Genomic DNA, 22,839 nt, shown 5'->3' on the forward strand with positions numbered 1-22,839 from the left:
CATCTGCGGATCTGAGGGTCTGGCGGCCAGATGAAAGGATGGACGGATGCGTCAGATATCGGTGTGGCGGGAACCGGGCATGCCGGCGCTCATCGGCATGGTGACTGCGGGGTTCTCCGGGTACGCACTGCTCATGCCGATCGCTCCGTTGTGGGCGGCTCGCGGGGGAGCTGACGAGGCAGGCGTGGGCGCGGTCACCGGCGTCTTCATGCTGTTCACCGTGCTCGTGCAGCTGTTCGTGCCCGCGGCGATCCGGCGGTTCCGGTGGACGCCCGTGCTCGTCGTCGGACTCTTCCTGCTCGGGGCGCCTTCTCTCGCTCACCTGCTCTCCGACGCGCTGCTGCCGATCCTCGCACTCGCCGCGGTCCGGGGCGCGGGCTTCGCGGTGCTCACGGTGTGCGGCAGCAGCGCGGTCGCCGAACTCATCGACCCGGCCCACCGCGGTCGCGCGATCGGCGCCTTCGGCCTCGGCATCGCCGCACCCCAGGTGCTTCTTCTGCCGGCTGCTCCGTGGCTCGCCGAGCATCTGGGGGCGGGGGCGGTCTTCGCGCTCGCGACGATCCCGCTCGTAGGCATCTTCTTCGCCGTGAAGCTCGGGCGGCGCCTCGACGCTCTGCCGCCGCATCCTGAACCTGAGCCCGGCGCACATCGCGGACTGCGACGGTACATCGGTCTGCTGCCGCCGATGTTCCTGCTGCTCGGTGTGACACTCGCCGGTGGTGCGCTCATCACCTTCGTGCCGCAGCTCGGCGTCTCCGCGGTGACGGCGATGGTGGGTCTTCTGCTGCTCACCGGACTCGCCGCGCTCGCCCGGTGGGGGATCGGCACCTTCGCCGATCGGTTCGGGGCACGTCGCATCCAATGGCCGTTCGTCCTGATCGCGAGCGGCGGGATGGCCATGATCGCGTGGTCGGTGACCGCGGAGGGACGCACCAGCGCGCTCCTCGCTGGCATGGCGCTGGTCGGCATCTCCTACGGTGCGCTGCAGAACCTCACACTCGGGGTAGCGTTCGAGGCGGTACCGCGGCGGGATCACGTCGTCGCGAGCGCCGTGTGGAACATCGGCTTCGACACCGGAACGGGAATCGGCGCGGTCGTCGTCGGCGCGCTCGCCTCGGCATTCTCGTTTCCGCCCGCCCTGCTGTGCGCCGCGGCATTGTCTCTGGTGACGTTGCCGCTCGCGTTCGTCGGGGTGCTCGGCCGGGCTCACCCCGCCGCAGAGCCGGGCGGATGACCAGCGCGATCGAGGCTACTCGCCGGTGCAGTACCGCAGCTCGACGTCGGAGTGCACGTTGACGTCACCCGGCGCCGCGGACATCGACGACACCGTCGCCGGGTTCGTGGCGGGGCAGTCTGCCGACTCCGTCTTGAGCGCGTTCAGCCCGAGCTCTTCGAGCTTCGCGACGGCGGCATCCACTGTCCACCCCGTCACATCCGGAAGGGTGACGCGCCCGCTGGCGACGACGAGGTTCACGACGGTCTTGGGGGTCACCTTCGCCCCCTCCTTCACATTCGTCACCTCGAGGACGGTGTCGGCCTGACTGGCCGGATCATTCCGCGGAGTCACGCTGCCGAGTTCGAGACCGACATCGGTCAGCGCTTGCTTGGCTGCGGCCTGGGAGAGCCCGACGAGCGAGGGCACCTCGACCGTCTCGGCACCGGTGGATACGTACAGCGTCACCCGCTGGCCGATCTTCACAGACTGTCCCGCTATCGGGTCGGTGCGGATCACATTGTTCTGCGCGACGTCGGCACTGGACTCGTAGACGATCGCCGACTGCAGATCCAGATCGAGCAGTTCGTCCTGCGCGCGCTCGTACGACACATCGACGAGGTCGGGCACGAGCCTGGCGTCTGCAGGTGCCTGTTCGGCGCGCGGCATCATCAGCACCCACAGCAGCACCGAGACGAGCAGCACCGCCAACAGCGCGACACCCGCCCAGATCCACGCCACCGGCGGACCGGACTGCGTGCGCGTCATCGTCGTATCGGTGCTGAGCTGTCGCAGCGAGCGAGCCGTCTCCTGCGCCTGGCGCGGGCTCGGGCCGTAGAGCTCGCTGGTGAGAGCGCCGAGTTCCTTCTTCGTCGGCGCCTTGCCCGACATGGCTGAGTCGAGCGCGAGACGGAAACTCGCGGCATCCGGGTACCGCTGGTAAGGATCCTTCGCCATCGCGCGCAGCACGATCGGGTCGAGTGCTCGCGGGGCATCCTCATTGACCTCGGTCGGCGGCAGAGGCGCTTCGCTCACGTGCTGGTACGCGACAGCGACGGGGGACTCGCCGCGGAACGGCTGACGGCCGGTGAGAAGTTCGTAGAGCACCACGCCTGTGGAGTACACATCGGTCCTGGCATCCACCGGCTCGCCCTTGGCCTGCTCAGGGGAGAAGTACGCGGCTGTTCCGAGGATCTGCGTCGTCTCGGCCACCGTCGACGACGAATCCGACACCGCGCGTGCGATGCCGAAGTCCATGACCTTGACCTGGCCGCTGTCGGTGACCATGACGTTGCCTGGCTTGATGTCGCGATGGACGACGCCTGCGCGGTGCGAGTAGTCGAGCGCCTCGAGGATGCCGTCGACGTACCTGATCGCATCGTCGGCGGGGACGGGGCCCTTGGCGATGATGTCTTTCAGAAGCCGACCGCTGACGAGCTCCATGATGATGTACGGCTCACTGGCAACCCCCGCGCTACCGGAGGTCGACGGGTCGCCCGCATCGAAGACGCGCACGATCGACGGATGCGACATGCGTGAAGCGGCCTGCGCTTCCATCCGAAAACGCGTGCGGAACGCAGTGTCGCGAGCGAGATCCGGGTCGAGGATCTTGATGGCGACGTCGCGCCCGAGCGTCATGTCGTAGCCGCGATAGACCTTCGCCATTCCGCCATGGCCGATGAGTTCACCGACGCGGTATCGCTCAGCGATGATGCGCGGCTCTTCAGACACAGTGCTTTCCCCCTGAAATGGCAATGGTGTGGACTACGTAAAGGTAAGGTCAGCCCGCGTCTTCTTCGTTATCGCCACTATCGGGAGTGGGCTGTCCCGGGGTGATGGTGACCGACATCTGCGGGGAGACACCCGACTCGCGCTGGTCGGCTCCGCCACCGGAGCAGAGCGCCGTGTACGTGGCTGTGGCCTGCAGTCCTGCACCGCCGAGTGTGATGTCCGCGTTGCGAGTGCCGGGGTCGAAGGTGCGCGCGGTGCTGCCATCGGTGAAGGTCGCGTTCGTGATGCTCACCTTGTAGCCGCTGAGATTTCCCGTGCCGCTGGGGCAGGTGAAGTTCGTCCAGTTCAGCGTCACCGTGGTGCCCGTGATGGGGTCGCCCGAAATGGTCGGAGCGTTCTGCGGTGCACCGATCTGCACCCGGTCCGCGAAGAGCGTGAGGGTGATGGATGCGCCCTGCTCGAGGTCACCGCGCGGGTTCACCGACTCGACGGTTCCGACCTTGTCGTCCGACGGCGCTGCCGTGGAACCTGTCTGGCACACGGGGACGAGACCGGCAGCAGTCGCCGTCGCCATGGCATCGTCGCAGCTGAGGCCGACCAGGCCCAGTCCGTCGACGCTCACTCGCGTCGGCTCGGGCGTGGGAGTGTTCGTCGTCGGCTTCGCCGACGGTTTCGCGCTCGTGGCCGGCGCGGAAGTGGACGTCGGATCGGCGTCAGGGGTGCCAGGGTTCAGAAGCGCGAAGAGCGTTCCGCCCAGCACGAGCACCAGCAGCACAATCAGCGCGATCAACGGCCAGGTCCACGCGCTGCGCTTCTTCTTGCCGTTCTCTTCGGCGACCTCATCGGTAGGAACCTGAGCGGTCGTCGGCAGGATGCGCGTGGCGCCGTCGTCTCCGGTTGTGAGAAGACGGGTGGCGTCATCGCCGGCGACTCCGCCCGTTGCGATGGCGGGAACCGCGATCGCGGCGGAGTTCAGGTCGCCACGGCGAAGCGCCTGCGCGGCACGCGCGACGGTCGCCGACGAAGAGGGCCGGTCGGCTGGCTTCTTCGCGATCATCGCCATGACGAGGTTCTGCACTGGGATCGGCACGGTCGGCGGCAGCGGCGGAGGCTGCTCATTGATCTGCGCCATCGCGATCGCGACCTGCGACTCGCCCGTGAAGGGACGCTTGCCTGCGAGGCACTCGTACGCGACGATTCCCAGCGAGTACGTGTCGGTCGCGGGGGATGCCGGGTGACCCGATGCCTGCTCGGGGGAGAGGTACTGCACCGTTCCCATGACCTGGCCAGTAGCCGTCAGCGGCACCTGGTCGGCGATGCGGGCGATGCCGAAGTCGGTGATCTTGACGCGGCCATCCGGGGTGATCAGCAGGTTTCCCGGTTTGATGTCACGGTGCACGAGGCCTGCGGCATGCGCCGCCTGCAGCGCCGATGCCGTCTGAGCGACGATGTCGAGGGTCTTGTCGGCGCTCAGCGAGCCATCGCGCTCGATGACCGTGGAGAGGGCTTCGCCCGGGACGAGTTCCATGACGAGGAAGGCACTGCCGTTCTCCTCGCCGTAGTCGAACACACTCGCGATGCCCTCGTGGTTGACGAGAGCGGCATGTCTGGCTTCGGCGCGGAAGCGCTCGAGGAAACCAGGATCCCCCATGTACTCGTCCTTGAGGATCTTGATGGCGACGGTCCGCCCGATGACATGGTCGGTCGCTTCCCAGACCTCACCCATGCCACCGATCGCAATACGCGACTGGAGCTCGTATCGACCACCGAACGACACACCCTGCGTCGGCCTCATCTGTTAAGCACCGCCTCAATGATCTTCTTCGCGATCGGGGCGGCGAGCGTGTCACCGGATCCCGACTGTCCCATACCGCCGCCGTTCTGGACGACGACCGCCACTGCGACCTGCGGATCATCCGCAGGCGCAAAGCCGGTGAACCATAACGTGTACGGTTCATCGCCGTCGTTCTCGGCCGTTCCCGTCTTACCGGCAACGTCGATTCCGTCTATTCTTGCACCTTGTGCCGCGCCATCCCTGACGCTTGCCACCATGGATTTCGTCACGGCATCCGCGACGTCCGCCTCGGTCGCACGGCCGAACTCCTCGTTCGGGTACTCGCGCACCGTCGAGAGGTCGTTGCCGATCACGGCATCCACCAGATGGGGCTTCATCACCACTCCGTCGTTGGCGAGCCCAGCAGAGATCATCGCGACCTGAAGGGCGGTGGCAGTGACCTTGCCCTGACCGAAACCGGTCAGCGCAGTCTGCGCATCGTCGAGCACGCGCGGGTAGCTGGAAGCTGTCGTCTTCAGCGGCGTCTCGAGCTCCTGATTGAAGCCGAACTTCTCAGCCATCTTGAAGATCTCCTGGCTGCCGAGTTCGACCGCCAGCTCTGCCATCGGGATGTTGCAGCTGAGCTTGACCGCTTCGGCGATGGTCACCGTCGGCCCATCTCCGCACGTGCCGCCCCAGGCATTCGACACCTCTGCGCTGGAGCCGGGGAGGGTGTACCGGGCGGGATTGGGGAGGGTCGACTCTGGCGTCCACTCTCCGGTGGCGTACGCGGCGGCAGCGACGAGGACCTTGAACGTGGACCCTGGAGGGCTGGTCTGGCTCGTCGCGGCGTTGATGAGCGGGTTCGGCTTGAGCTCGTCGAGGGCGTTGTACGCCGCATCGGCCTCGCTCGCACTGTGGACGGCGATCTGGTTCGCGTCGTAGCCGGGAGTGGAGACCATCGCCAGGACTCGGCCAGTGGCCGGCTCGATCGCGACGGCGGCGCCCTCCAAGTCGCCGAACGCCTCATACGCGGTGCGCTGAGCCGCGGCATCCAGGGTCAGTCCCACGCTCAAGCCGGTCTGCGCCTGACCCGAGACGATGCGTTCGATCTCGGAGAAGAATGCCGCAGCGCCGGTGCCTGAGAGCTCGGCGTTCAACGCGCGCTCGATCCCGGTCGACGACTGCAGCGCGGGGTTGAAGTAGCCGGTCACATCGGACCACATCGGTGAATCGGTGTACACGCGCTGGTACTGGAACTCGTCGTCCGTCGGCACCGAGGTCGCGATCGGCATCCCATCGACGATGATCGACCCGCGCTGGATCTCGTAGCTGTCCAGCAGGGACCGCGTGTTGCGTTCGGACTGCGCGAGGCTATCGGCCTGCACGACCTGGATCCAGCTGGTCGCCACGAACAGCGACAGGAACATGAACAGCATCACGATGCTGAGGCGGCGCATCTCTTTCGTCATCAGCCGATCACCACCCGAGGCTGGCGGCGCACGCCGTCAGAGATCCGAAGCAGCAGAGCGACGATCAGCCAGTTGGCGACCAGTGATGATCCGCCGGCGGCCAGGAACGGCGTCGTGAGACCCGTGAGCGGGATGACGCGGGTCACGCCGCCGACCATGATGAACACCTGCAGAGCGATCGTGAACGACAGACCGGTTGCCAGGAGCTTGCCGAAGTCGTCTTGCCCTGCGACCCCGATACGAAGACCGCGGCTGACGAAGACCATGTACAGGCAGAGGATCGCGAACAGCCCGATGAGTCCGAGTTCTTCGCCGAGGCTCGGGATGATGTAGTCGCTCTGCGCGAGCGGCGTGATCTGCGGGCGGCCCTGTCCGAGGCCCGTGCCGATGAGGCCGCCGTGAGCGAGCCCGAAGATTCCCTGCACAAGCTGGAAGCTGCCGCCCTGCGCGTCGACGATCTCCGGGTTGAAGGCATCCAACCAGTTGCGGAAGCGCCCCTGCACATATGCGAGGATCTGCGTGGCGACGAGCACACCGGCCGCGACCATCGCGAGACCGATCAGCACCCAGCTCGTCTTGCCGGTGGCGACGTAGAGCATGGCGATGAACAGGCCGAAGATCAGCACGCCGGTGCCGAGGTCGCGCTGGCTCACGATGATTCCGAGCGAGATCAGCCATACGACGATGACGGGACCGAGCTCGCGCATGCGCGGCCAGGTGATCCCGAGGAACCGCTTGCCGACGGACGTCAGACTCTCCCGGGTGCGCACGAGATAGCCCGCGAAGAAGATCGCCAGACAGATCTTGGCGATCTCGCCGGGCTGGAACGCGAACATCCCGCCGATCGAGACCCAGACGTCGGCGTTGGCGCCGGTGGCCCCAAGCCCTGGGACGAACGGCAGCAGCAGCAGCAGGATGCCGGCCAGACCGAAAAGGTAGGTGTACCGGAACAGGATTCGGTAGTTGCGCAGCACGATGACGACGACGATGGCGCCAGCGAGCGAGATCGCCGTCCAGGCGAGCTGCTTCGTGGAATACGCCGTCCAGCCCGTGTAGTGCTTGGCGATGTCGATGCGGTAGATCATCGCGATGCCGAGGCCGGTCAGGAGCGTCGCGATGGGCACGACGAACGGATCGGCATCGGATGCGACGAACCGCAGCACGATGTGCAATGCGAAGGCGAGCACCGCGAGGCCGCCGCCGATGAAGAGGATGAACGGGTCGATGAAGCCGAGCGCGCCCAGCTGCACCAGCGCGAGGGCTGCACCGCTGATGGCGCAGGCGAACAGCAGGAGCCAGAACTCACGGTTGCGCTGGGTCTGCGGCAGTCGCATCCGCTTCAGTGCTTTGATGACAGCGGTATCGGCGGCGACGTCGGTGGTCATCCGATCACCTCGACGTCCGTTTCGTGCGCGGCGCCCTGCGGCGTCGACGTCGGCACGGGAGTCGGGGCCGGAGGCGGCGGCGTAGGAATCGGGGTCGACGAGATCTCGCCGGTGACCGCCTCTTCACCCGCGCGCAGACGGTCGACGATCGCCTGCGCGTCAGAAAGCGAGCGGGCGTTGATCGTGCGCTCGACAGAGGCGCGCTGGTACGGCGGGAGGTTCGCGAGCAGGATGCCGGTGTCTTCGATCTCGGTCGAGAGCGAGATCGGTCCGATGTTCTGCTGCACGCCCTGGAAGATCACGACGCTGTCCTCATCGGCGCCCACGAAGTAACGGGTCTGCGTCCAGTTGTAGGCAAGGAGCCCGCCGCCCGCGAGAGCGAGCACGACGATGACGAGGGCAGCGATCCATCCGGCTCGTCGACGCTTCGCGCGCCGACGGTCTTCTTCGATGAGCTCTTCGAGGTAGTCGGCGGCCGGTTCGAAGTGCGAAGGATCGTTCGCGGCCTGACGGACCGGATGCAGCCAGCTGGTGCGGCCCGCGCGCGCCGGCGGGATGAGAACGCCCGAGGGGGTCGAGGCTGCACCGACGATGGTCGGCGTGCCGGAGGAGAGCGGGTGGTGACCACCGGTCTCGACGATCACGATGGTGACGTTGTCTGGTGCGCCGCCGTCGAGCGCCTGCTTGAGCAGGTTGTCTGCCGTGCGTCCTGGGGTGAGGTCCAGACGCATCGCTTTGAGGATGTGTGCTTCGTCGACGACGCCGGAGAGTCCGTCCGAGCAGAGCAGCCAGCGGTCGCCGGGGAGGGTCGGCATGACGAAGAGGTCGAGCTCAGGGTCGTGGTCCATGTCGCTGAGTACGCGCATGAGCACCGAGCGGCGGGGGTGGTACCTGGCTTCTTCTGGAGTGATGCGCCCGGAGTCGACGAGGCGCTGCACGAAGGTGTGGTCGGCGGTGATCTGCGTCAGCTCGTCGTCGCGGTAGAGGTAGATGCGCGAATCGCCGATGTGGCCGATGACGGCGTGGTCGTCGACCATGACGATCGCGCTGACCGTGGTGCCCAGGCCCGCAAGCTCTGGCCGTTCCTTCGCCGCGCGGATGAGGTCGCCCGCCGCGGTGGTGACTGCGGCCTGGAGCTCGGCCTGCGCGTCATCGGTCGACGCGAATGCCTGATCGAGCTGCTCGAGCTGGTGGATGGCGATGCTGGATGCCACGTCTCCACCGGCGTGACCGCCCATGCCGTCGGCGACCACGAAGAGGTTCGCACCGGCGTAACCGGAGTCCTGGTTGTTGGACCGGACCTTCCCGGTGTGGGAGATCGCGGATGCAGATCCTTCGAAGACCATGCCGGCTTCAGGCTCGCAGCTCGAAGGTCGTGGCGCCGACCTTGACGGCGTCGCCGACACTGATCGATGCCGGAGCGCTACCGAGGCGCTTGCCGGCGAGGAAGGTTCCGTTCGTCGAGTCGAGGTCCTGGATCGCCCAGTTGTCGCCGCGCACCAGCAGCAGGCGGGCATGGTGACTGGACGTGTAGTCGTCGCGGATGACGAGCGCGGACTCGCTCGATCGGCCGATGGTCATCGATTCGTGCCCCAGGGGTAGTTCGAGGCCCGCTTTCGGACCGGAGGTGATGACGAGCTTCGAGACGCTGGAGGTCGTGGCAGGTGAGCCGTTCTTGGGGGCGGCCTTGGGCTTTGCGTCGCGGGGCGGGGCCGCAGGTGCGGCCGCGGGGGCGCCGGCGGATGCTCCGACAGGAAGCTTTCGCACCTTCACGCCGAAGAGGTCAGCGCGAAGAGAATAGACGACGCCGAAGACGAAGAACCACAGCAGCACGAGGAAGCCGATGCGCAGTAGCAGGAGGACGAGTTCACTCATCGTGCGCCTCCGCCTGCTGCGACGGCGATCACACGGAACACGAGGTCTGTGCGGCCGATCGTGATCGTGGTGTCAGTGGGCAGCGGTGCTTCGCGCACCTTCTCGCCGCTCACCTTCGTGCCGTTGGTCGAGCCGAGGTCGCGCATCATGGCGCGCTCGCCGTCCCAGAGGATCTCGACGTGCTTGCGGCTGGATCCGGCATCCGAAATGGTGACGTCGGCGTCGCCGCCGCGGCCGATGACGGTGCGGGCCTTGGTGATGGTGTGACGACGTCCGTCGACGTCGATGACTGCCTGCCAGGTGACGCGGCCCTCGGCCGTGCCCGAGCCCACGCGCACGGTGCCGGTGGCGACCTTCTCGTCGGCTTCGAGCGTGATCGAGAGCGGGCCGGCGAAGCTGTAACCCTGGGACTTCGCGTGCTTGGTGAGAAGCGCATGCAGTTCGTCAGTCAATGCGGCGCCGAGCCCGCGCATCCGATCCAGATCATCGGCGCTCAGGCGCACCAGATAGCTGTTCGGGGCGATGATGCGATCGCGGCTGACGACGGCCGCCTTGATGTCGGCCTCGCGGCGCAGCGCGGACGCGATCTCCACCGGCTGGATGCCGCTGCGGAAGGTCTTGGCGAACGCACCGTTGACGGCGCGCTCAAGACCCTTCTCAAAGCTGTCAAGTAGTCCCACTGGGCTCCTCTGGCATGGCGGCGGTAGACATATCGTAGCCAGGTGTCCTGGACGTGTGCCGTTTCGGAGTCCTCCAATGGCGTTCTGAGCCAGTGAAATCGCGTGATATCCTCGTGAAGTTGGGTTCTTCGGAACGCGACGCTCGCGCGAGTGGCGGAATGGTAGACGCGCTGGCTTCAGGTGCCAGTGTCCTTATGGACGTGGGGGTTCAAGTCCCCCCTCGCGCACGCGAATGAAAGGCTCCCGACCTGGGTTTCAGGATCGGGGGCCTTTCGCATATCCGCTGCCTCGTGAGACGAAGGTTCGGTAGTCCTCGAGCGATCGCTGGGCGTATGAGGTGGCCCAGTCGAAGAGCGCTTCACCCGCAGCCTTTCCCGTGCCGAGGTATCCACTAACCTCGGCGGCCTGCGGTGCCTGCGCGTGCGATCGTGCCAGTGTGATCGCGCAGGCCTGCGCATAGGTGGTGAAGGGTCCGTCTTCGAGCTCTTCGATTTCGATGCCGCCCTTCATGTCGTGAAACTGCCTGACATAGAGGTCGAGGTCGCTGATCGTCGAGTCCGAGTGGCGCAGCGATCCGAGGAAGGGGTCGCTCAGCGCTTGCAGAATGCGCTGCATCGCGACGACTCGAGCGCCCTGTCCGAATGCGTCGACGAGGGCGTCCAGCTCGGGCGGCTGCGCGATGCCGCCGTATCGCGCGAGCACGCTCGCCTCCGCCTGCTTCGACTGCAGGATCAGAGAGTTGCCGTCGCCGTCTTCGAAGAGCGAGAGCGCGCAGCGCGTTCCCACGCTGCCGACTCCAACGACGCGACGGATGACGTCGACCGCGGTGTAGTGGCGCAGGAGCATGTTGATGTCTGCGCCCGCAGTGAGCAGATAGCGCTGCATCAGCGCCGTGAGAAGTCGGTGCAGTTCGGCGCCGACCGGCACCATGGTCGGGGGTGCCGGGACGAAACTGAGTGTGCCGTGCTCGCTTCGCTGCGTGAGCTTGCGGGAGGCACGCTCACCGGTGCGCTTCTTGGCCTGCTTGATCGCACGCTTGAACACTCTGCGAGATTTCGGATCCATGATCGTCGTGCTTACCGCTGCATCGAAGTGCGTGAAATACCGTTGCAGTGGCGAGGCCTCGGCTGCGGCACGCATCGCGAACGCGTAGGTCGTCACCGCCGTGACCACAGCTTCTCGTACGACGCCTTCGTCGCGCGCGGTGCTCTGACCCGCGATGACCACGCTCGCGAGGAGCCGCTTCAGGTCCCATTCCCATGGCGCCCAGGCGGCTTCGTCGAAGTCATTGAGATCGAATACGAGGGTGCGCTGCGGCGAGGCGTAGAAGCCGAAGTTCGCGACGTGCGCATCTCCGCACGATGGCACCAGGATGCCGGTGTGCGGTTCGGCGGCGAGATCGGCGGCCATGATCGCTGCGCCGCCCCGGTAGAAGGCGAACGGGTTCTGGCCCATGCGCTCCGCGCGCAGAGGAACCAGGTCCTGAAGTCGCCTTGCGTTCTGCTCGTCGATGATCCCCATGGGATCGCGCGGAGCGCTTCCGATCGCAGCCAGCGAATTGCGGGGGAGAGCCTTGCGACGGTTCTCTCCGGACGCACGGCGCTCCGCGCGACTGGGCGGAAGGCTCGGTAGTGAGTGATTCATCGCGATCGCCCCTTCTGCGCCGGTTCCCCAAAAGCTATAGCTACGGGATGCCGCGGACAAGGGGCGCGCGGATCGCGGGCGCGGGGGTTGCCGGTGCGCGGGGGGATCGCAGGCGCGTGGGATGGAAAACGTGGCGGGGAGGGCGGGTTCGGCCGCGAAATCCATCCCGCGCGACCGATACGCGGCTCAGATCCAACCGCGCTCCTCGGCCATGAGTACGGCCTGCTGGCGGGTGGCGACGTGCAGCTTCGAGAGCACGGCCGAGATGTGGTTGCGCACGGTTCCGGGTGCGAGTGACAGGGCCCGGGCGATCTGACCGGTCGTCTCGCCGCGGCGGCCCGCGCGCAGTACGTCGAGCTCGCGTTCGGTGAGCGGGCTGCGCTCGTCGCTCAGCGCGTCCGCGGCGACCTCCGGGTCGACATAGCGCGTGCCGGCCGCGACGCGGCGGATGACCTCCGCCACTTCGTCCGCACCGCGAGACTTCGGCAGGAACCCCGCCACACCGGATGCCAGCGCTCGCCGCAGCACGCCAGGGCGAGCATGCCGGGTGACGACGACGCAGCGCGCGGTGCTCGTGCGCCTCAGCCGCTCGGCCACCTCTACGCCGTCGAGTCCAGGCATCTCGAGATCGAGAAGGCAGATATCGGGCTGAAGCTTCTCGGCGAGGGCCACTGCCTGCAGCCCGTCGGCGCACTCTGCGACCACGTCGATGTCGTCTTCGAGGCGCAGCAGCGCCGCCAGAGCCGACCGGATCATCGCCTCATCATCGGCGAGCAGCACACGGATCATCGGCCCGCCTCCGCACCGATCGCAGAACCGGGCACCGTCACGATCACGTGGAACTCTCCCTTGCCGCGGTCCATGTGCACGTCGCCGCCTGCTTCGGTCACACGCCGCGTGATCCCCTCGAGCCCCGAACCGCCGCCTGTGTCCGCAGAATCATGCGGCGCATCATTGCTGATCTCGTATCGCCAGTACCTGCCGTCCCGTGAGAGCGACAGCGACAATCGCGCCCACTTGCCGCCGCCGTGCCGCAGCACGTTGGTGGTCGTCTCGCGGATGACCGGACCCAGAACGGATGCCGGTGCCGCGGCCGCATCGGCAGACACCGCGGCATCCGCTGTCGTTCCTGCCGCACGCAGAAGATCCACGGCGTTGGCGATCTCGTCGGGCAACGGCACCCCGCGAAAGCGCATCGCGAGGTCGCGCGTGCCCTGGCGCGCGTCAGCCACGCTGGTGCGCGCGAGTCGCAGCTGTTCGAGCGCAGCATCCGGATCATCTTTTCCGAGCAGACGCTCGGCGAGTTCGAGCTGCAGGGCGATCACCTGCAGATGATGCCCCTGCAGATCGTGAACGTCCGTCGCGACCCGCAGTCGCTCCTGTGTCGCACCCAGGCGAGCCTCGGCGGCGCGCGCACGGTCGAGGGTGACCAGCACATCCCACCACCACAGCGACATCACCGTCATCGCCGGGAGCATGACGGCGAAGAACGTGAACAGCCACCAGCCGCTGCTCTCGCGCACATCCACGTCTGTGAACGACGTACGCAGATCGATGAACGACAGTGCGCCGAGCACCACCATCACAATGACCAGCAGTCGCACGCGAATGCCGCGCGGCCAGTTCAGCAGCATCAGCGATTGTGCAATCGGAAGTGCGCCGAACACCCAGATTCCGGTGAGGACGCCGGCCAGCACTCCGAAGACGACAGCGACTGCCATCGGGACGACGATGCCGCGCCAGTTCGCGAACGGCCCGGCGGAGTCATCGCGGTGGCGATACTGCAGCAGCAGAGGCACGCTGGCCGCACACCACAGGAGGCTCGTGACTCCGACGACCGCGACGACCAGCGGATCGGTGTCTCTGCCGACGAGCACCGTCAGCCAGATCAGCGCCACCATCACCTGGAAGATCATGACGCCGCTGACCGTGTACCACCAGGTCGCCGTGATGCCCTGACTCAACCGGCGTGCGCCGAGCGCATCGGGCAGACCGGAATCGGGCAGAAGGGCACTCATGCCTTCAAGCCTATGGGCGTGACAGATGTCACCCATCGGCCATGCGAACTGCCCGCACAGAGGTGACAGCATGACACTTCTGGAATTCCGGTCGCTCGACTGGACTGTAGTCATGAACCTCATCGAGACTTTCCAGAACCTTGTCGCCCAGGTGCCAGAGCTGGTGCAGCCGCTCATCATCGCCCTCGCCGGGGCCGTTCCCTTCATCGAGGGGGAGGGCGCTGCGACCATCGGCATCCTCGGCGGCATCCCTCCGGTGATCGCCGCGATCGCCGCGATCGTCGGCAACTTCGCCTGCGTTGCGATCGTCGTGCTGCTCAGTGCGCGGGCCCGTGCTGCGGTCGTGAATCGGCACCGCGCGAAGGCGCTGGTCGGCGCCGATGGCGTGGCCACCGGGAAAGCGGATGCTGCCGCTCACAGCGTCCACGTCGAAGACGAGAGCGCACGCAAGACCGCTCGCAAGCAGAAGTTCCAGCGGGCGCTCGACCGCTACGGCGTTCCCGGTGTGAGCCTGCTCGGACCTCTTCTGCTGCCCACGCAGTTCACCGCCACGATGCTCGCAGCGATCGGTGTCGGCACCGCCCGTGTGCTCATCTGGCAGGCCGTCGCGATCATCGGGTGGACGACGGGCATCTCGATACTGGTCAGCGGCATCGTACACTTCGCGGTCTGAGGCCACCGGCCTCGCGCCGCTAGATTGAGATCATCTCTCGCACTGCACCCTTCTCATCCACCGGCCGAGGCGTCGCGGCATCCGTCCTCGCTTCGGTCCTGTTCGGCGTCATCAGTCTGCTGGGCGGGCACCTGGACGGGTTCTCGTCCGAGGAGACGACAGCCTGGCGGGTGCTGTTCATCCTCGCAGCCCTCGGCGCGGTGCACGTCTCTTCTCAGGCGCGCAGACAGTTCAAGACGGTGGTGTCACGGATCGCGCGCAGCCCGAAGCTGATCGTGATCGTGCTCGTGAATACAGCGATCATGTGGGTGCAGCTGTGGGTGTTCATGTGGGGCCCCGCCAACGGGCATGCGCAGGACATCGCGTTCGGCTACTTCTTACTGCCGCTGGTGATGGTCGTCGTCGGGCGCGTGTTCTTCCACGATCGTCTGCACGCTCTGCAGTGGGCGGCGGTGATCGCCGCCGCCTTCGGCGTCCTCGCGCAGGCGGTGATCGCCGGGGGAGTGAACTGGCCCGTGCTGATCATCGCCGGTCTGTATCCGGTCTACTTCGCCCTGCGGCGGTGGGCGGGCATCGACTCGATGCAGGTGTTCTTCATTGAGATCGCCCTGCTCGCTGTGCCGGCCATCGTCGTGATCGTCACCTCATACACGGCTCACCCTGGCCGCGGAATACCGGCGGCATGGCCGATGGTGCTGATCATGGCGACGCTGAGCGCGGTGGCGATGATCTGCTACATCCTCGCCTCACGTCTGCTGCCGCTTTCGCTGTTCGGTCTGCTGTCTTACCTTGAGCCATTGCTGGTGCTGGGCGCCTCGCTGCTTCTCGGCGAGATCCTGACGACCGCCGACGCGTTCGTCTACGCCCCGATCGTGATCGCCCTGGTGCTGCTCGGTTTCAGCGGCGGACGCCGACGGCGCGCACACCTCGAAGAGCCGCCGCTGTAGTCATCAGGCCGAAGGCTACAAGGGTGGACGAACGAGACGGGGCTTGCCGGGCACCCGCAGGTGTCGGCAAGCCCCGTCTCATCTGGCGCTCAGATCACTTGTCGAAAGCGTCCTTGACGTCGTCGCCAGCCTTCTTCATGTCAGCCTTGGCCTGATCCATCTTGCCCTCGGCCTCGAGCTTCTCGTTGTCGGTCACCTTGCCGGCGGCTTCCTTCATGTGACCGGCCATGTCCTCAGCGGTGTGCTTCGCCTTGTCTCCAATGCCCATTGATCCATTCCTTTCGTCGGCGGGATCCGTGTTCCTCACCCTCGCACCGCGGTGTCGATCCGGCGAAGGGGTTGACGTCTCGCAGACGAAAAGCTAGTCATCCGACGAACGCGCCGACGCGTCATCCTTTTGATGGATCAGAAACGAGTTGCGCCGCGCTACGGTCAAGGTGTCGTCTGGCCGATCGAGAAAAAGGTGGACTCATGAGCGTCGAAGACACCGCGGTATCCGCTCCCACCCGCAAGGAGTGGATCGGACTCGCCGTTCTGGCGTTCGGGCTCGGCCTCATCGTGCTCGATGGAACCATCGTCGGCGTCGCGCTGCCGGTCATCATCAGCGATATCCATCTCGATCTCACCGACGCGCAGTGGGTGAACAGCCTGTATGCCGTACTGCTGGCGGCGCTGCTGCTGTCGACCGGGCGGCTTGCAGATCGGTGGGGACGCCGGCGGATGTTCCAGATCGGACTGGTGATCTTCGTCGGCGGCAGCATCCTTGCGGCCATGTCGGATGCCGCGGGAACCCTGATCGGGGCACGCGCCGTGCAGGCGGTGGGCGCCGCGCTGATCATGCCTTCGACGCTTTCGACTGTCAACGCGGTCTTCCGCGGCAAGTACCGGGCGGCCGCATTCGGGGTGTGGGGAGCGGTCATCTCGGGAGCTGCTGCCATCGGACCGCTCGCGGGCGGCGCGCTCACGCAGTGGGCATCGTGGCACTGGATCTTTCTGGTCAACATTCCCCTCGGCATCCTCGTGTTCATCGGGGCGATGCTGTTCGTTCCTGAGACGAAGGGCGGCAAGGCGCGCCCCGGCGCGGATGTCGACGGCGCGCTGCTGAGCGCGATCGGTTTCGGAGCGCTCGTGTTCGCCGTCATCGAGGGGCCGGATATCGGCTGGTGGAAACCGACGGCGAAGTTCGAGCTCTTCGGCTGGGCTTGGCCGATGGATGCTCCGGTCTCGGTTGTTCCGATCGCTTTCGCTATTGCGGTTGTCGCACTGACGCTCTTCGTGGTGTGGGAGCGCCACCGCGAGAAGGTGCGCCGCTCGGCCATCCTCGACCTCTCGCTCTTCGGCTTCCCCACCTTCTCGTGGGGCAACGTGACCGCGGCGATGGTCGCCGTCGGCGAGTTCGCGATCATCTTCGTGCTTCCGCTCTATCTCATCAATGCGCTCGGCCTCGATGTCATGGGCGCGGGGCTCGTCTTGGCCGCAATGGCCGTGGGGGCGTTCTTCTCGGGCGCATCCGCGCGCCATCTCGCCGCGCGATTCGGGTCACCGGGCACGGTCCTGATCGGCCTCGGGCTCGAAGTGATCGGCATCGGCGCCCTCGCCCTGCTCATCACGAGCACGAGCCCGGGGTGGCTCGTCGCGCTGCCGCTCATCGTTTACGGCCTGGGCCTGGGGCTCGCATCCGCGCAGCTCACCGGCACGGTGCTCCGCGACGTTCCCGTCGAGGTGTCCGGCCAGGGCTCGGCGACCCAGAGCACGGTCCGGCAGATCGGCTCCGCGTTCGGTACCGCATTCGCCGGAGCGACGCTGTCTGTCGCGCTCGCACTGACGCTTCCCGCCTCGCTCGATGCCGCAGGGGTGAGCGGAAAGGCCGCCGATCAGCTCGCAGAGACCGCGCGCCAGTCGGCCGGAACCGTGATCGGTCAGCTGCGCGGAGAGGGAGACAAGAGCGCGCTCGGAGACCAGACCACCGCAGCAGTGGATGCCCTCTCGGCAGGGTTCACCGACGCCACACGCTGGTCGCTGCTGATCGCCATGGTCTTCCTGCTGCTGGGCTTCATCGGCGCCCTGCGCCTTCAGCGCGCTTCACGCTAGCCGTGCCTGCGCGCGGCGGGCGGGGTGAGATCTCCACCTTTTGAGCGATGTCCGGATGCGCGTGCGCTGATGGGCTGGAAGCATGACAGCAATTCGTGCGCGTTTCTCCGATCGGCTCACCTCGCGAAGAGGCGCGTGGATCTCACTCGGCATCGTCCTTCTCGTCTTCGTCGCCCTGTTCGGCCTGTTCAGCCGAATCGATGCGCCGTCGGGAAATGAGACGGCGCCGGCCGACTCGGAGTCCGCGCAGGTGAGCGCACTGCTGGACGAATTCCCGGATGCTGACGAGCAGTCCGTCATCGTCGTCGCTTCGCGGGCGGATGCCGGGGTGCTGACAGCATCCGATCTTGACGCCCTTGACGCACTTGCACCGACCCTCGACGAGCACACCGGGCTGCAGTCCTCGCCGCCGAGCGTCAGCGACGATGGCAAGGCGGCGGTGATCGTCGCGCCCATCACGGTCGGCGAGGACAACTCCGAGACTGCTGAGATCGTCAAGGAACTGCGGGCGTCGATCCCACAGATCGACGGGGTGACGCTGCAGGTCACCGGCGGGCCCGCCTTCGGTGCGGACATCACGTCGTCGTTCGACGGCGCCGACTTCACGCTGCTTCTGGTGACCATCGTCATCGTCGCGCTGCTGCTGATCATCACCTACCGCTCTCCGGTGCTCTGGCTGCTGCCACTCATCGTGGTCGCGTTCGCCGATCAGCTGGCGGGCAAGGTCATCGGCGCGCTCGGCTCCTGGCTCGATCTGCAGTTCGACGCCGGCATCATCAGCGTGCTCGTGTTCGGAGCGGGTACGAACTACGCCCTCCTTCTCATCTCGCGCTACCGCGAAGAGCTCGCCGTGAACGACGACCATCGTGCCGCGCTCAGCACGGCGTGGCGCAAGACGGTCCCCGCGATCGTGGCATCCAACGTCACCGTCGTGCTCGCACTCCTCACCCTCGCGCTCGCCGTGATCCCCGGCACTCGCGGGCTCGGCATCTCGTCTGCCGCCGGACTGCTGATCGCGCTCGCCGCAGTGCTGTTCGCGCTGCCACCGATTCTCGCCGTGTGCGGACGTCGCGTGTTCTGGCCGTTCGTGCCGAAGCCCGGTGCGCCTGCGCGTCGAGAGTCGGTGTGGCACAGCATCGCCACCGGAGTCTCGCGTCGCCCCGTGGTGAGTCTGGTCTCAGGCCTGGCGCTGCTTGGAGTGATGGCAACGGGGCTCATCGGCACGAGTGTCGGTCTGGATCAGGTCGAGAAGTTCCGCGTGCAGTCCGAATCGGCGGCCGGGCTCGAGACTCTCGGGGCACATTTCCCCGCAGGGGAGGCGCAGCCGATGTTCATCGTCGCCTCGAGCGCTCACGCCGACGAGGTGCTGGCGGCCGTCGAAGACGTCGACGGGGTCGTGCGCGTGCATCCGACCGGCAAGACCGCCGACGGCGATCTCACACGGATCATGGTGACCGGTGAGTACGCGCCGGGCACCGCCGAGAGTCTCGACCTCGTCACCGAACTGCGAGACATCGTGCACGACGTGCCGGATGCCGATGCGCTCGTGGGTGGGGCGACGGCGACTGACCTCGACGCTCGCGCCGGCAACATGCACGATCTGCTGCTCATCGCCCCGCTCGTGCTCGCGGTGTGCTTCATCGTGCTCCTCGTGCTGCTGCGCTCGATCCTCGCCCCGGTTCTGCTGCTGCTGGTGAACCTCGTCAGTGCGGCCGCGGCGATCGGTGCAGGTGCGTGGCTCAGCCGAGTGGTGTTCGATCAGCCCGCACTCGACCTGCAGGTGCCGCTGCTGGCGTTCCTCTTCCTCGTCGCGCTGGGCATCGATTACACGATCTTCCTCGTGCATCGTGCGCGTGCGGAGGCCTCGGTCGTCGGCACGCGTGAGGGAATGGTGCGGGCGGTGTCGCACACCGGTGCGGTCATCACCAGTGCAGGCATCGTGCTGGCTGCGGTATTCGCCGCCCTTGGCGTGCTGCCGCTGGTGACCCTTGGCCAACTCGGACTGATCGTCGGGGTCGGCGTCGTGATCGACACTCTCGTGGTGCGCAGCGTCATCGTTCCGGCGCTGTTCAGCATCATCGGAGACCGGATCTGGTGGCCGAGCTCGCGCCCGACGGCCGCGAGGCCGTGAAACTCGACACGATTCGGGAATTGTCCCCCAAATGGGGGACAAGCCTGCCGATCCTGGGTTAGTGTATTTTCGACGCACCCTCCGGTCGTCTTTGGCCCTCACCGCTCCCCCCGCGGTGAGGGCCGTCTTCGTTCCTGGGCACTTGCAACATTTGGATTAACATCCGAGCGAAGCTATTCCCCTCAGACAGTGCGCAGATAATGTGGGCATCGTCGGGGCATCCAGCGCCGATGACATCCAGCAGAACGGCAGTACATGAGCACCCAAGGCACGGTCAAGTGGTTCAACTCGGAGAAGGGCTTCGGCTTCATCTCCCCCGACGACGGCGGCGCTGACGTCTTCGCGCACTACTCCGCCATTGATTCAAGCGGCTACCGCTCACTCGACGAGAACCAGCGCGTCGAGTTCGATGTGGCGCAGGGCCCCAAGGGCCTGCAGGCCGAGAACATCCGCCCCCTCTGAGGGTCGATTTCCATAGAGCTCCCTGCTCGAGAGCACGCTACCCGCGTGCATCGGCGGGGAGTTCTGTGGCTTAAGCGGCCTCTGCCTGCAGAAGCAGCGCGTGCAGAGTTTCGGCGTCGGACGCGCGGTATGCGGCGCCTTCCGCCTCGACGGCATCCCCGAAGCCCCACTCGGAGAAGATGACCGGGATGCCGAAGTGAGCTGCCCCTTCGACGTCGTGGTGCCGATCGCCGATGAGCACCGGCCTGGATACGTCAGCCCCAGCGGCCTCAAGGCGTTCCAGAGCCCACCCGATCACATCCGCCTTGCCGTCCGCGCGACCGATTGCGCCGCTGCGTGCGCCGGAGATCGCGGTGAACAGACCGATCAGCTCGTTGTGCTCGAGGATCGCGCGCACCTGATTCTCGGGCTTCGTGCTCGCCGTCGCCTGCGGGATCCCAGCCGCCGCAACCGCGCGGATCACATCGGGAACGCCGGGGTAGATGTCGACCGATGCCGCGTACCCGTCGCGGGCGGCGAGAGTGCGGTAGCGGATGAGAGCCTCATCGGCCTGCTCGGAGCTGAGCCCGGCCAGGAGCTGGAATGACTCGTGCATGGGCGGTCCGACCCAGCGCGGAAGGTCTGCGACGTCGGGGGCCGGCAGCCCGAAGGAGGCGAGCACCTCGAGCAGACGCGGGAAGATGCCGGGAGTCGCATCGGCGATCGTGCCGTCGACGTCCCACAGCACACAGGTGTAGGGAGAGAGAAGCATGCCTCCAGCCTATGGTCAGAACAGCCGCGGGATTCCGGACTCGATGCCCTTCATGTCGTCATAGTCGAGCACGAGGCAGCGGATGCCGCGGTCTTCGGCGAGCACGCGCGCTTGAGGCTTGATCTCCTGAGCGGCGAAGACGCCCTGCACCGGTGCGAGATGCGGATCGCGTCCGAGCAGCTCGAGGTAGCGGGTGAGCTGCTCGACGCCGTCGATGTCGCCGCGGCGCTTGATCTCGACCGCGATGGCGGCGCCCGTTGCATCCCGCACCATCAGATCGACCGGCCCGATCGCCGTCGGGTACTCGCGACGCACCAGGGTCGCGCCTTCGCTGATGCGATCGACCTGCTCCGCGAGGAGTCGCTGCAGGTCGGCCTCGACGCCGTCCTTCTGCAGGCCGGGGTCGATGCCGAGCTCGTGCGCTGAATCGTGCAGCACCTCGTAGATCTGCACGCGCAGCGCATCGCCGGTCTTCTTGTGCGTGACGCGCCAGACGTCGATCACACCTGCGTCGGCCTCATCTTCGCCCGGCTCCTCGACCGTGAGCGTGCACGGCGGGCTCATCCAGTTCAACGGCTTGTAGCTGCCGCCATCAGAGTGCACGAGCAGACTGCCGTCGCCCTTGTGCACCAGCAGTCGGGTCGCCAACGGGAGGTGGGCGTTGAGGCGACCGGTGTAGTTCACGGAGCAACGGGCAATGACGAGGCGCACGCGAAGAGCCTACTTCGTCTCGGCGAGGACGCTCTCTTTCACCAGCGGCTTCGCCGCCCCGGAGAACAGTCCGGATGCCACGACCAGCGCGACCAGGATGAACAGGGTGTTCAGCAGCCCGATGTGCTCGCTGATGAGGCCCAGCACCGGCGGGCCGCCGAGGAAGGCGATGTATCCGATCGTCGCCGCCGCGCTCACGCGCGCTGCCGCCTTCGCCGGGTCATCCGCCGCCGCCGACATGCCCAGTGGGAACCCGAGCGATGCGCCCAGGCCCCACATTGCGGCGCCGAGCAAGGCGAACGGAAGCGAGGGGGCGAGGATGAACAGCAGGATGCCGCCGGCTGCCGTCACCGCGAGAACGCGAAGCACGAGTACCCGGCCGAAGCGGTCGACGAGCGGTCCGCCGAAAACCCGCACTGTGGTCATGCACACCGAGAACACGGTCAGAGCGGCGGCGCCCATCGCGGTTCCACCGCCGTGGTCCTCGGCGGTGCCGAGTGCGAGCCAGTCGTTCGCCCCGCCTTCGGCGAATGACATCCCGAGCATCACGACGCCGAGGGCATAGGTGCGCGGTTCGCGCCAGGCAGACAGCGCGTCGTGCATCCGCTCGCGCCAGTGCGGCTTCTCGCCTGACTCTTGCGGGTCGAGCGTGGCTTTGCGGTCAGGGACGTGGGCGAAGCACACGAACGCCAGCACCAGGATGACCACGGTGATCACGGAGGTGTGCACGACGACAGAGAGCTGGGCGTCAGCCGCCACCCAGCCGAGCCCCGCTCCGATCACGGTGCCGAAGCTGAAGAAGGCGTGGAACAGCGGGAGGATCGTCTTCCCCGCCACCTGCTCGATCGCAGTCGCCTCGACGTTCATCATGACGTCGAGGGCCCCGTTGCCGAAGCCGAACAGCGCGAGACCGACGATCACGACCGGGAACGACATGAGCACGCTCGTGCCGACTCCGAGGAGCGCGAGGCCGATGGACAGCATGATCATCATTGCCAGCATCCCGCGGCGCGCGCCGGTGCGCGCCATCACCGCAGGTCCGGTCGAGATGCCGAGGATCGACGCGATGCCCATGCCGAGCAGCAGAAGACCGATCTGCGCATTGTCGATCTCGAGCATCCGCTTGATGTCCGGAACCCGAGAGGCCCACGTCGCGAACGACATGCCGCTGGCGAGGAAGATCGCGAAGACCGCGTTCCGCCAGCGTGAATACTGCGCGCGAGTGAGCGTTGATTCCATCCTCACAGAGTATCGAATCGATTCGATGCACAAAACTCGGAG

20 protein-coding genes and 1 tRNA gene are annotated in these 22,839 nt (G+C 66.6%); 7 read left to right on the forward strand and 14 right to left on the reverse strand.

What is annotated here, in order from left to right; genetic code table 11:
* Nucleotides 1-46: 46 nt before the first annotated feature.
* Entirely contained in the window at nucleotides 47-1,234 is a 1,188-nt protein-coding gene (locus tag ACN0RC_RS12410; RefSeq protein WP_417512170.1) for an MFS transporter, read from the forward strand.
* Nucleotides 1,235-1,249: 15 nt separating this feature from the next.
* On the opposite strand, the gene pknB is transcribed toward ACN0RC_RS12410, so the two are convergent.
* From pknB to ACN0RC_RS12445, 7 genes are read right to left on the reverse strand one after another with little or no spacing between them, the layout of a single operon-like run.
* Nucleotides 1,250-2,944, reverse strand: a complete 1,695-nt coding sequence (gene pknB, locus ACN0RC_RS12415; protein WP_417512172.1) for a Stk1 family PASTA domain-containing Ser/Thr kinase — start codon at nucleotides 2,942-2,944, stop codon at nucleotides 1,250-1,252.
* A 49-nt stretch (nucleotides 2,945-2,993) separates the two neighbouring features.
* Nucleotides 2,994-4,739 (reverse strand): serine/threonine-protein kinase, encoded by a 1,746-nt coding sequence (locus ACN0RC_RS12420; RefSeq protein ID WP_417512173.1) that lies wholly within the window; start codon nucleotides 4,737-4,739, stop codon nucleotides 2,994-2,996.
* Nucleotides 4,736-6,190 carry a peptidoglycan D,D-transpeptidase FtsI family protein gene (locus tag ACN0RC_RS12425; RefSeq protein ID WP_417512174.1) on the reverse strand — a complete coding sequence of 485 codons (1,455 nt, stop codon included), beginning with the start codon at nucleotides 6,188-6,190 and terminating at the stop codon, nucleotides 4,736-4,738. Before ACN0RC_RS12425 ends, ACN0RC_RS12420 begins: the two co-directional genes overlap by 4 nt.
* Nucleotides 6,190-7,575: an FtsW/RodA/SpoVE family cell cycle protein gene (locus tag ACN0RC_RS12430; RefSeq protein WP_417512176.1), complete on the reverse strand. Its 1,386-nt coding sequence runs from the start codon at nucleotides 7,573-7,575 to the stop codon at nucleotides 6,190-6,192. The genes ACN0RC_RS12425 and ACN0RC_RS12430 overlap by 1 nt, the downstream gene beginning before the upstream one ends.
* Nucleotides 7,572-8,921 (reverse strand): PP2C family protein-serine/threonine phosphatase, encoded by a 1,350-nt coding sequence (locus ACN0RC_RS12435; RefSeq protein WP_417512178.1) that lies wholly within the window; start codon nucleotides 8,919-8,921, stop codon nucleotides 7,572-7,574. The genes ACN0RC_RS12430 and ACN0RC_RS12435 overlap by 4 nt, the downstream gene beginning before the upstream one ends.
* Nucleotides 8,922-8,928: 7 nt before the next feature.
* Nucleotides 8,929-9,450 (reverse strand): FHA domain-containing protein, encoded by a 522-nt coding sequence (locus tag ACN0RC_RS12440; RefSeq protein ID WP_417512180.1) that lies wholly within the window; start codon nucleotides 9,448-9,450, stop codon nucleotides 8,929-8,931.
* The gene (locus ACN0RC_RS12445) at nucleotides 9,447-10,130 is read right to left on the reverse strand and encodes an FhaA domain-containing protein (protein ID WP_417512182.1); all 684 of its coding nucleotides are present in this window, start codon (nucleotides 10,128-10,130) and stop codon (nucleotides 9,447-9,449) included. Before ACN0RC_RS12445 ends, ACN0RC_RS12440 begins: the two co-directional genes overlap by 4 nt.
* A 144-nt stretch (nucleotides 10,131-10,274) precedes the next feature.
* Here ACN0RC_RS12445 and ACN0RC_RS12450 point away from each other — a divergent pair.
* Nucleotides 10,275-10,357: transfer RNA gene (locus ACN0RC_RS12450), tRNA-Leu, on the forward strand.
* Between the two features lie 28 nt (nucleotides 10,358-10,385).
* On the opposite strand, the gene ACN0RC_RS12455 is transcribed toward ACN0RC_RS12450, so the two are convergent.
* From ACN0RC_RS12455 to ACN0RC_RS12465, 3 genes are all read right to left on the reverse strand, one after another.
* Complete coding sequence (locus ACN0RC_RS12455) at nucleotides 10,386-11,774, reverse strand: DUF2252 domain-containing protein (RefSeq protein ID WP_417512184.1); 1,389 nt, start codon at nucleotides 11,772-11,774, stop codon at nucleotides 10,386-10,388.
* A gap of 186 nt (nucleotides 11,775-11,960) precedes the next feature.
* Nucleotides 11,961-12,563, reverse strand: a complete 603-nt coding sequence (locus ACN0RC_RS12460) for a response regulator (protein ID WP_417512186.1) — start codon at nucleotides 12,561-12,563, stop codon at nucleotides 11,961-11,963.
* Nucleotides 12,560-13,792 (reverse strand): sensor histidine kinase, encoded by a 1,233-nt coding sequence (locus ACN0RC_RS12465; RefSeq protein WP_417512188.1) that lies wholly within the window; start codon nucleotides 13,790-13,792, stop codon nucleotides 12,560-12,562. The genes ACN0RC_RS12460 and ACN0RC_RS12465 overlap by 4 nt, the downstream gene beginning before the upstream one ends.
* Before the next feature lie 112 nt (nucleotides 13,793-13,904).
* On the opposite strand from ACN0RC_RS12465, the gene ACN0RC_RS12470 reads away from it, so the two are divergent.
* The gene (locus ACN0RC_RS12470) at nucleotides 13,905-14,465 is read left to right on the forward strand and encodes a small multidrug efflux protein (protein ID WP_417512380.1); all 561 of its coding nucleotides are present in this window, start codon (nucleotides 13,905-13,907) and stop codon (nucleotides 14,463-14,465) included.
* Nucleotides 14,466-14,497: 32 nt separating this feature from the next.
* The gene (gene rarD / locus ACN0RC_RS12475) at nucleotides 14,498-15,412 is read left to right on the forward strand and encodes an EamA family transporter RarD (protein ID WP_417512381.1); all 915 of its coding nucleotides are present in this window, start codon (nucleotides 14,498-14,500) and stop codon (nucleotides 15,410-15,412) included.
* 94 nt (nucleotides 15,413-15,506) lie between these two features.
* On the opposite strand, the gene ACN0RC_RS12480 is transcribed toward rarD, so the two are convergent.
* Nucleotides 15,507-15,680 carry a CsbD family protein gene (locus tag ACN0RC_RS12480; protein ID WP_417512190.1) on the reverse strand — a complete coding sequence of 58 codons (174 nt, stop codon included), beginning with the start codon at nucleotides 15,678-15,680 and terminating at the stop codon, nucleotides 15,507-15,509.
* 203 nt (nucleotides 15,681-15,883) lie between these two features.
* On the opposite strand from ACN0RC_RS12480, the gene ACN0RC_RS12485 reads away from it, so the two are divergent.
* The 3 genes from ACN0RC_RS12485 to ACN0RC_RS12495 all read left to right on the forward strand — a co-directional run bounded on the left by ACN0RC_RS12485 (nucleotide 15,884) and on the right by ACN0RC_RS12495 (nucleotide 20,096).
* Nucleotides 15,884-17,503 carry an MFS transporter gene (locus ACN0RC_RS12485; protein WP_417512192.1) on the forward strand — a complete coding sequence of 540 codons (1,620 nt, stop codon included), beginning with the start codon at nucleotides 15,884-15,886 and terminating at the stop codon, nucleotides 17,501-17,503.
* Between the two features lie 82 nt (nucleotides 17,504-17,585).
* Complete coding sequence (locus ACN0RC_RS12490) at nucleotides 17,586-19,634, forward strand: MMPL family transporter (protein ID WP_417512194.1); 2,049 nt, start codon at nucleotides 17,586-17,588, stop codon at nucleotides 19,632-19,634.
* Nucleotides 19,635-19,889: 255 nt separating this feature from the next.
* Nucleotides 19,890-20,096 (forward strand): cold-shock protein, encoded by a 207-nt coding sequence (locus tag ACN0RC_RS12495; RefSeq protein ID WP_417512196.1) that lies wholly within the window; start codon nucleotides 19,890-19,892, stop codon nucleotides 20,094-20,096.
* A 70-nt stretch (nucleotides 20,097-20,166) separates the two neighbouring features.
* On the opposite strand, the gene ACN0RC_RS12500 is transcribed toward ACN0RC_RS12495, so the two are convergent.
* The 3 genes from ACN0RC_RS12500 to ACN0RC_RS12510 are packed head-to-tail and all read right to left on the reverse strand — an operon-like array spanning nucleotide 20,167 to nucleotide 22,797.
* On the reverse strand, nucleotides 20,167-20,847 hold the full coding sequence (locus ACN0RC_RS12500) for an HAD hydrolase-like protein (RefSeq protein WP_417512198.1): 681 nt from the start codon (nucleotides 20,845-20,847) through the stop codon (nucleotides 20,167-20,169).
* A gap of 15 nt (nucleotides 20,848-20,862) precedes the next feature.
* The gene (gene nucS, locus ACN0RC_RS12505) at nucleotides 20,863-21,558 is read right to left on the reverse strand and encodes an endonuclease NucS (protein ID WP_417512200.1); all 696 of its coding nucleotides are present in this window, start codon (nucleotides 21,556-21,558) and stop codon (nucleotides 20,863-20,865) included.
* 9 nt (nucleotides 21,559-21,567) lie between these two features.
* Nucleotides 21,568-22,797 carry an MFS transporter gene (locus ACN0RC_RS12510; RefSeq protein ID WP_417512202.1) on the reverse strand — a complete coding sequence of 410 codons (1,230 nt, stop codon included), beginning with the start codon at nucleotides 22,795-22,797 and terminating at the stop codon, nucleotides 21,568-21,570.
* Nucleotides 22,798-22,839: the final 42 nt, after the last annotated feature.

The organism is Microbacterium sp., assembly GCF_048259935.1.
GTDB lineage: Bacteria > Actinomycetota > Actinomycetes > Actinomycetales > Microbacteriaceae > Microbacterium.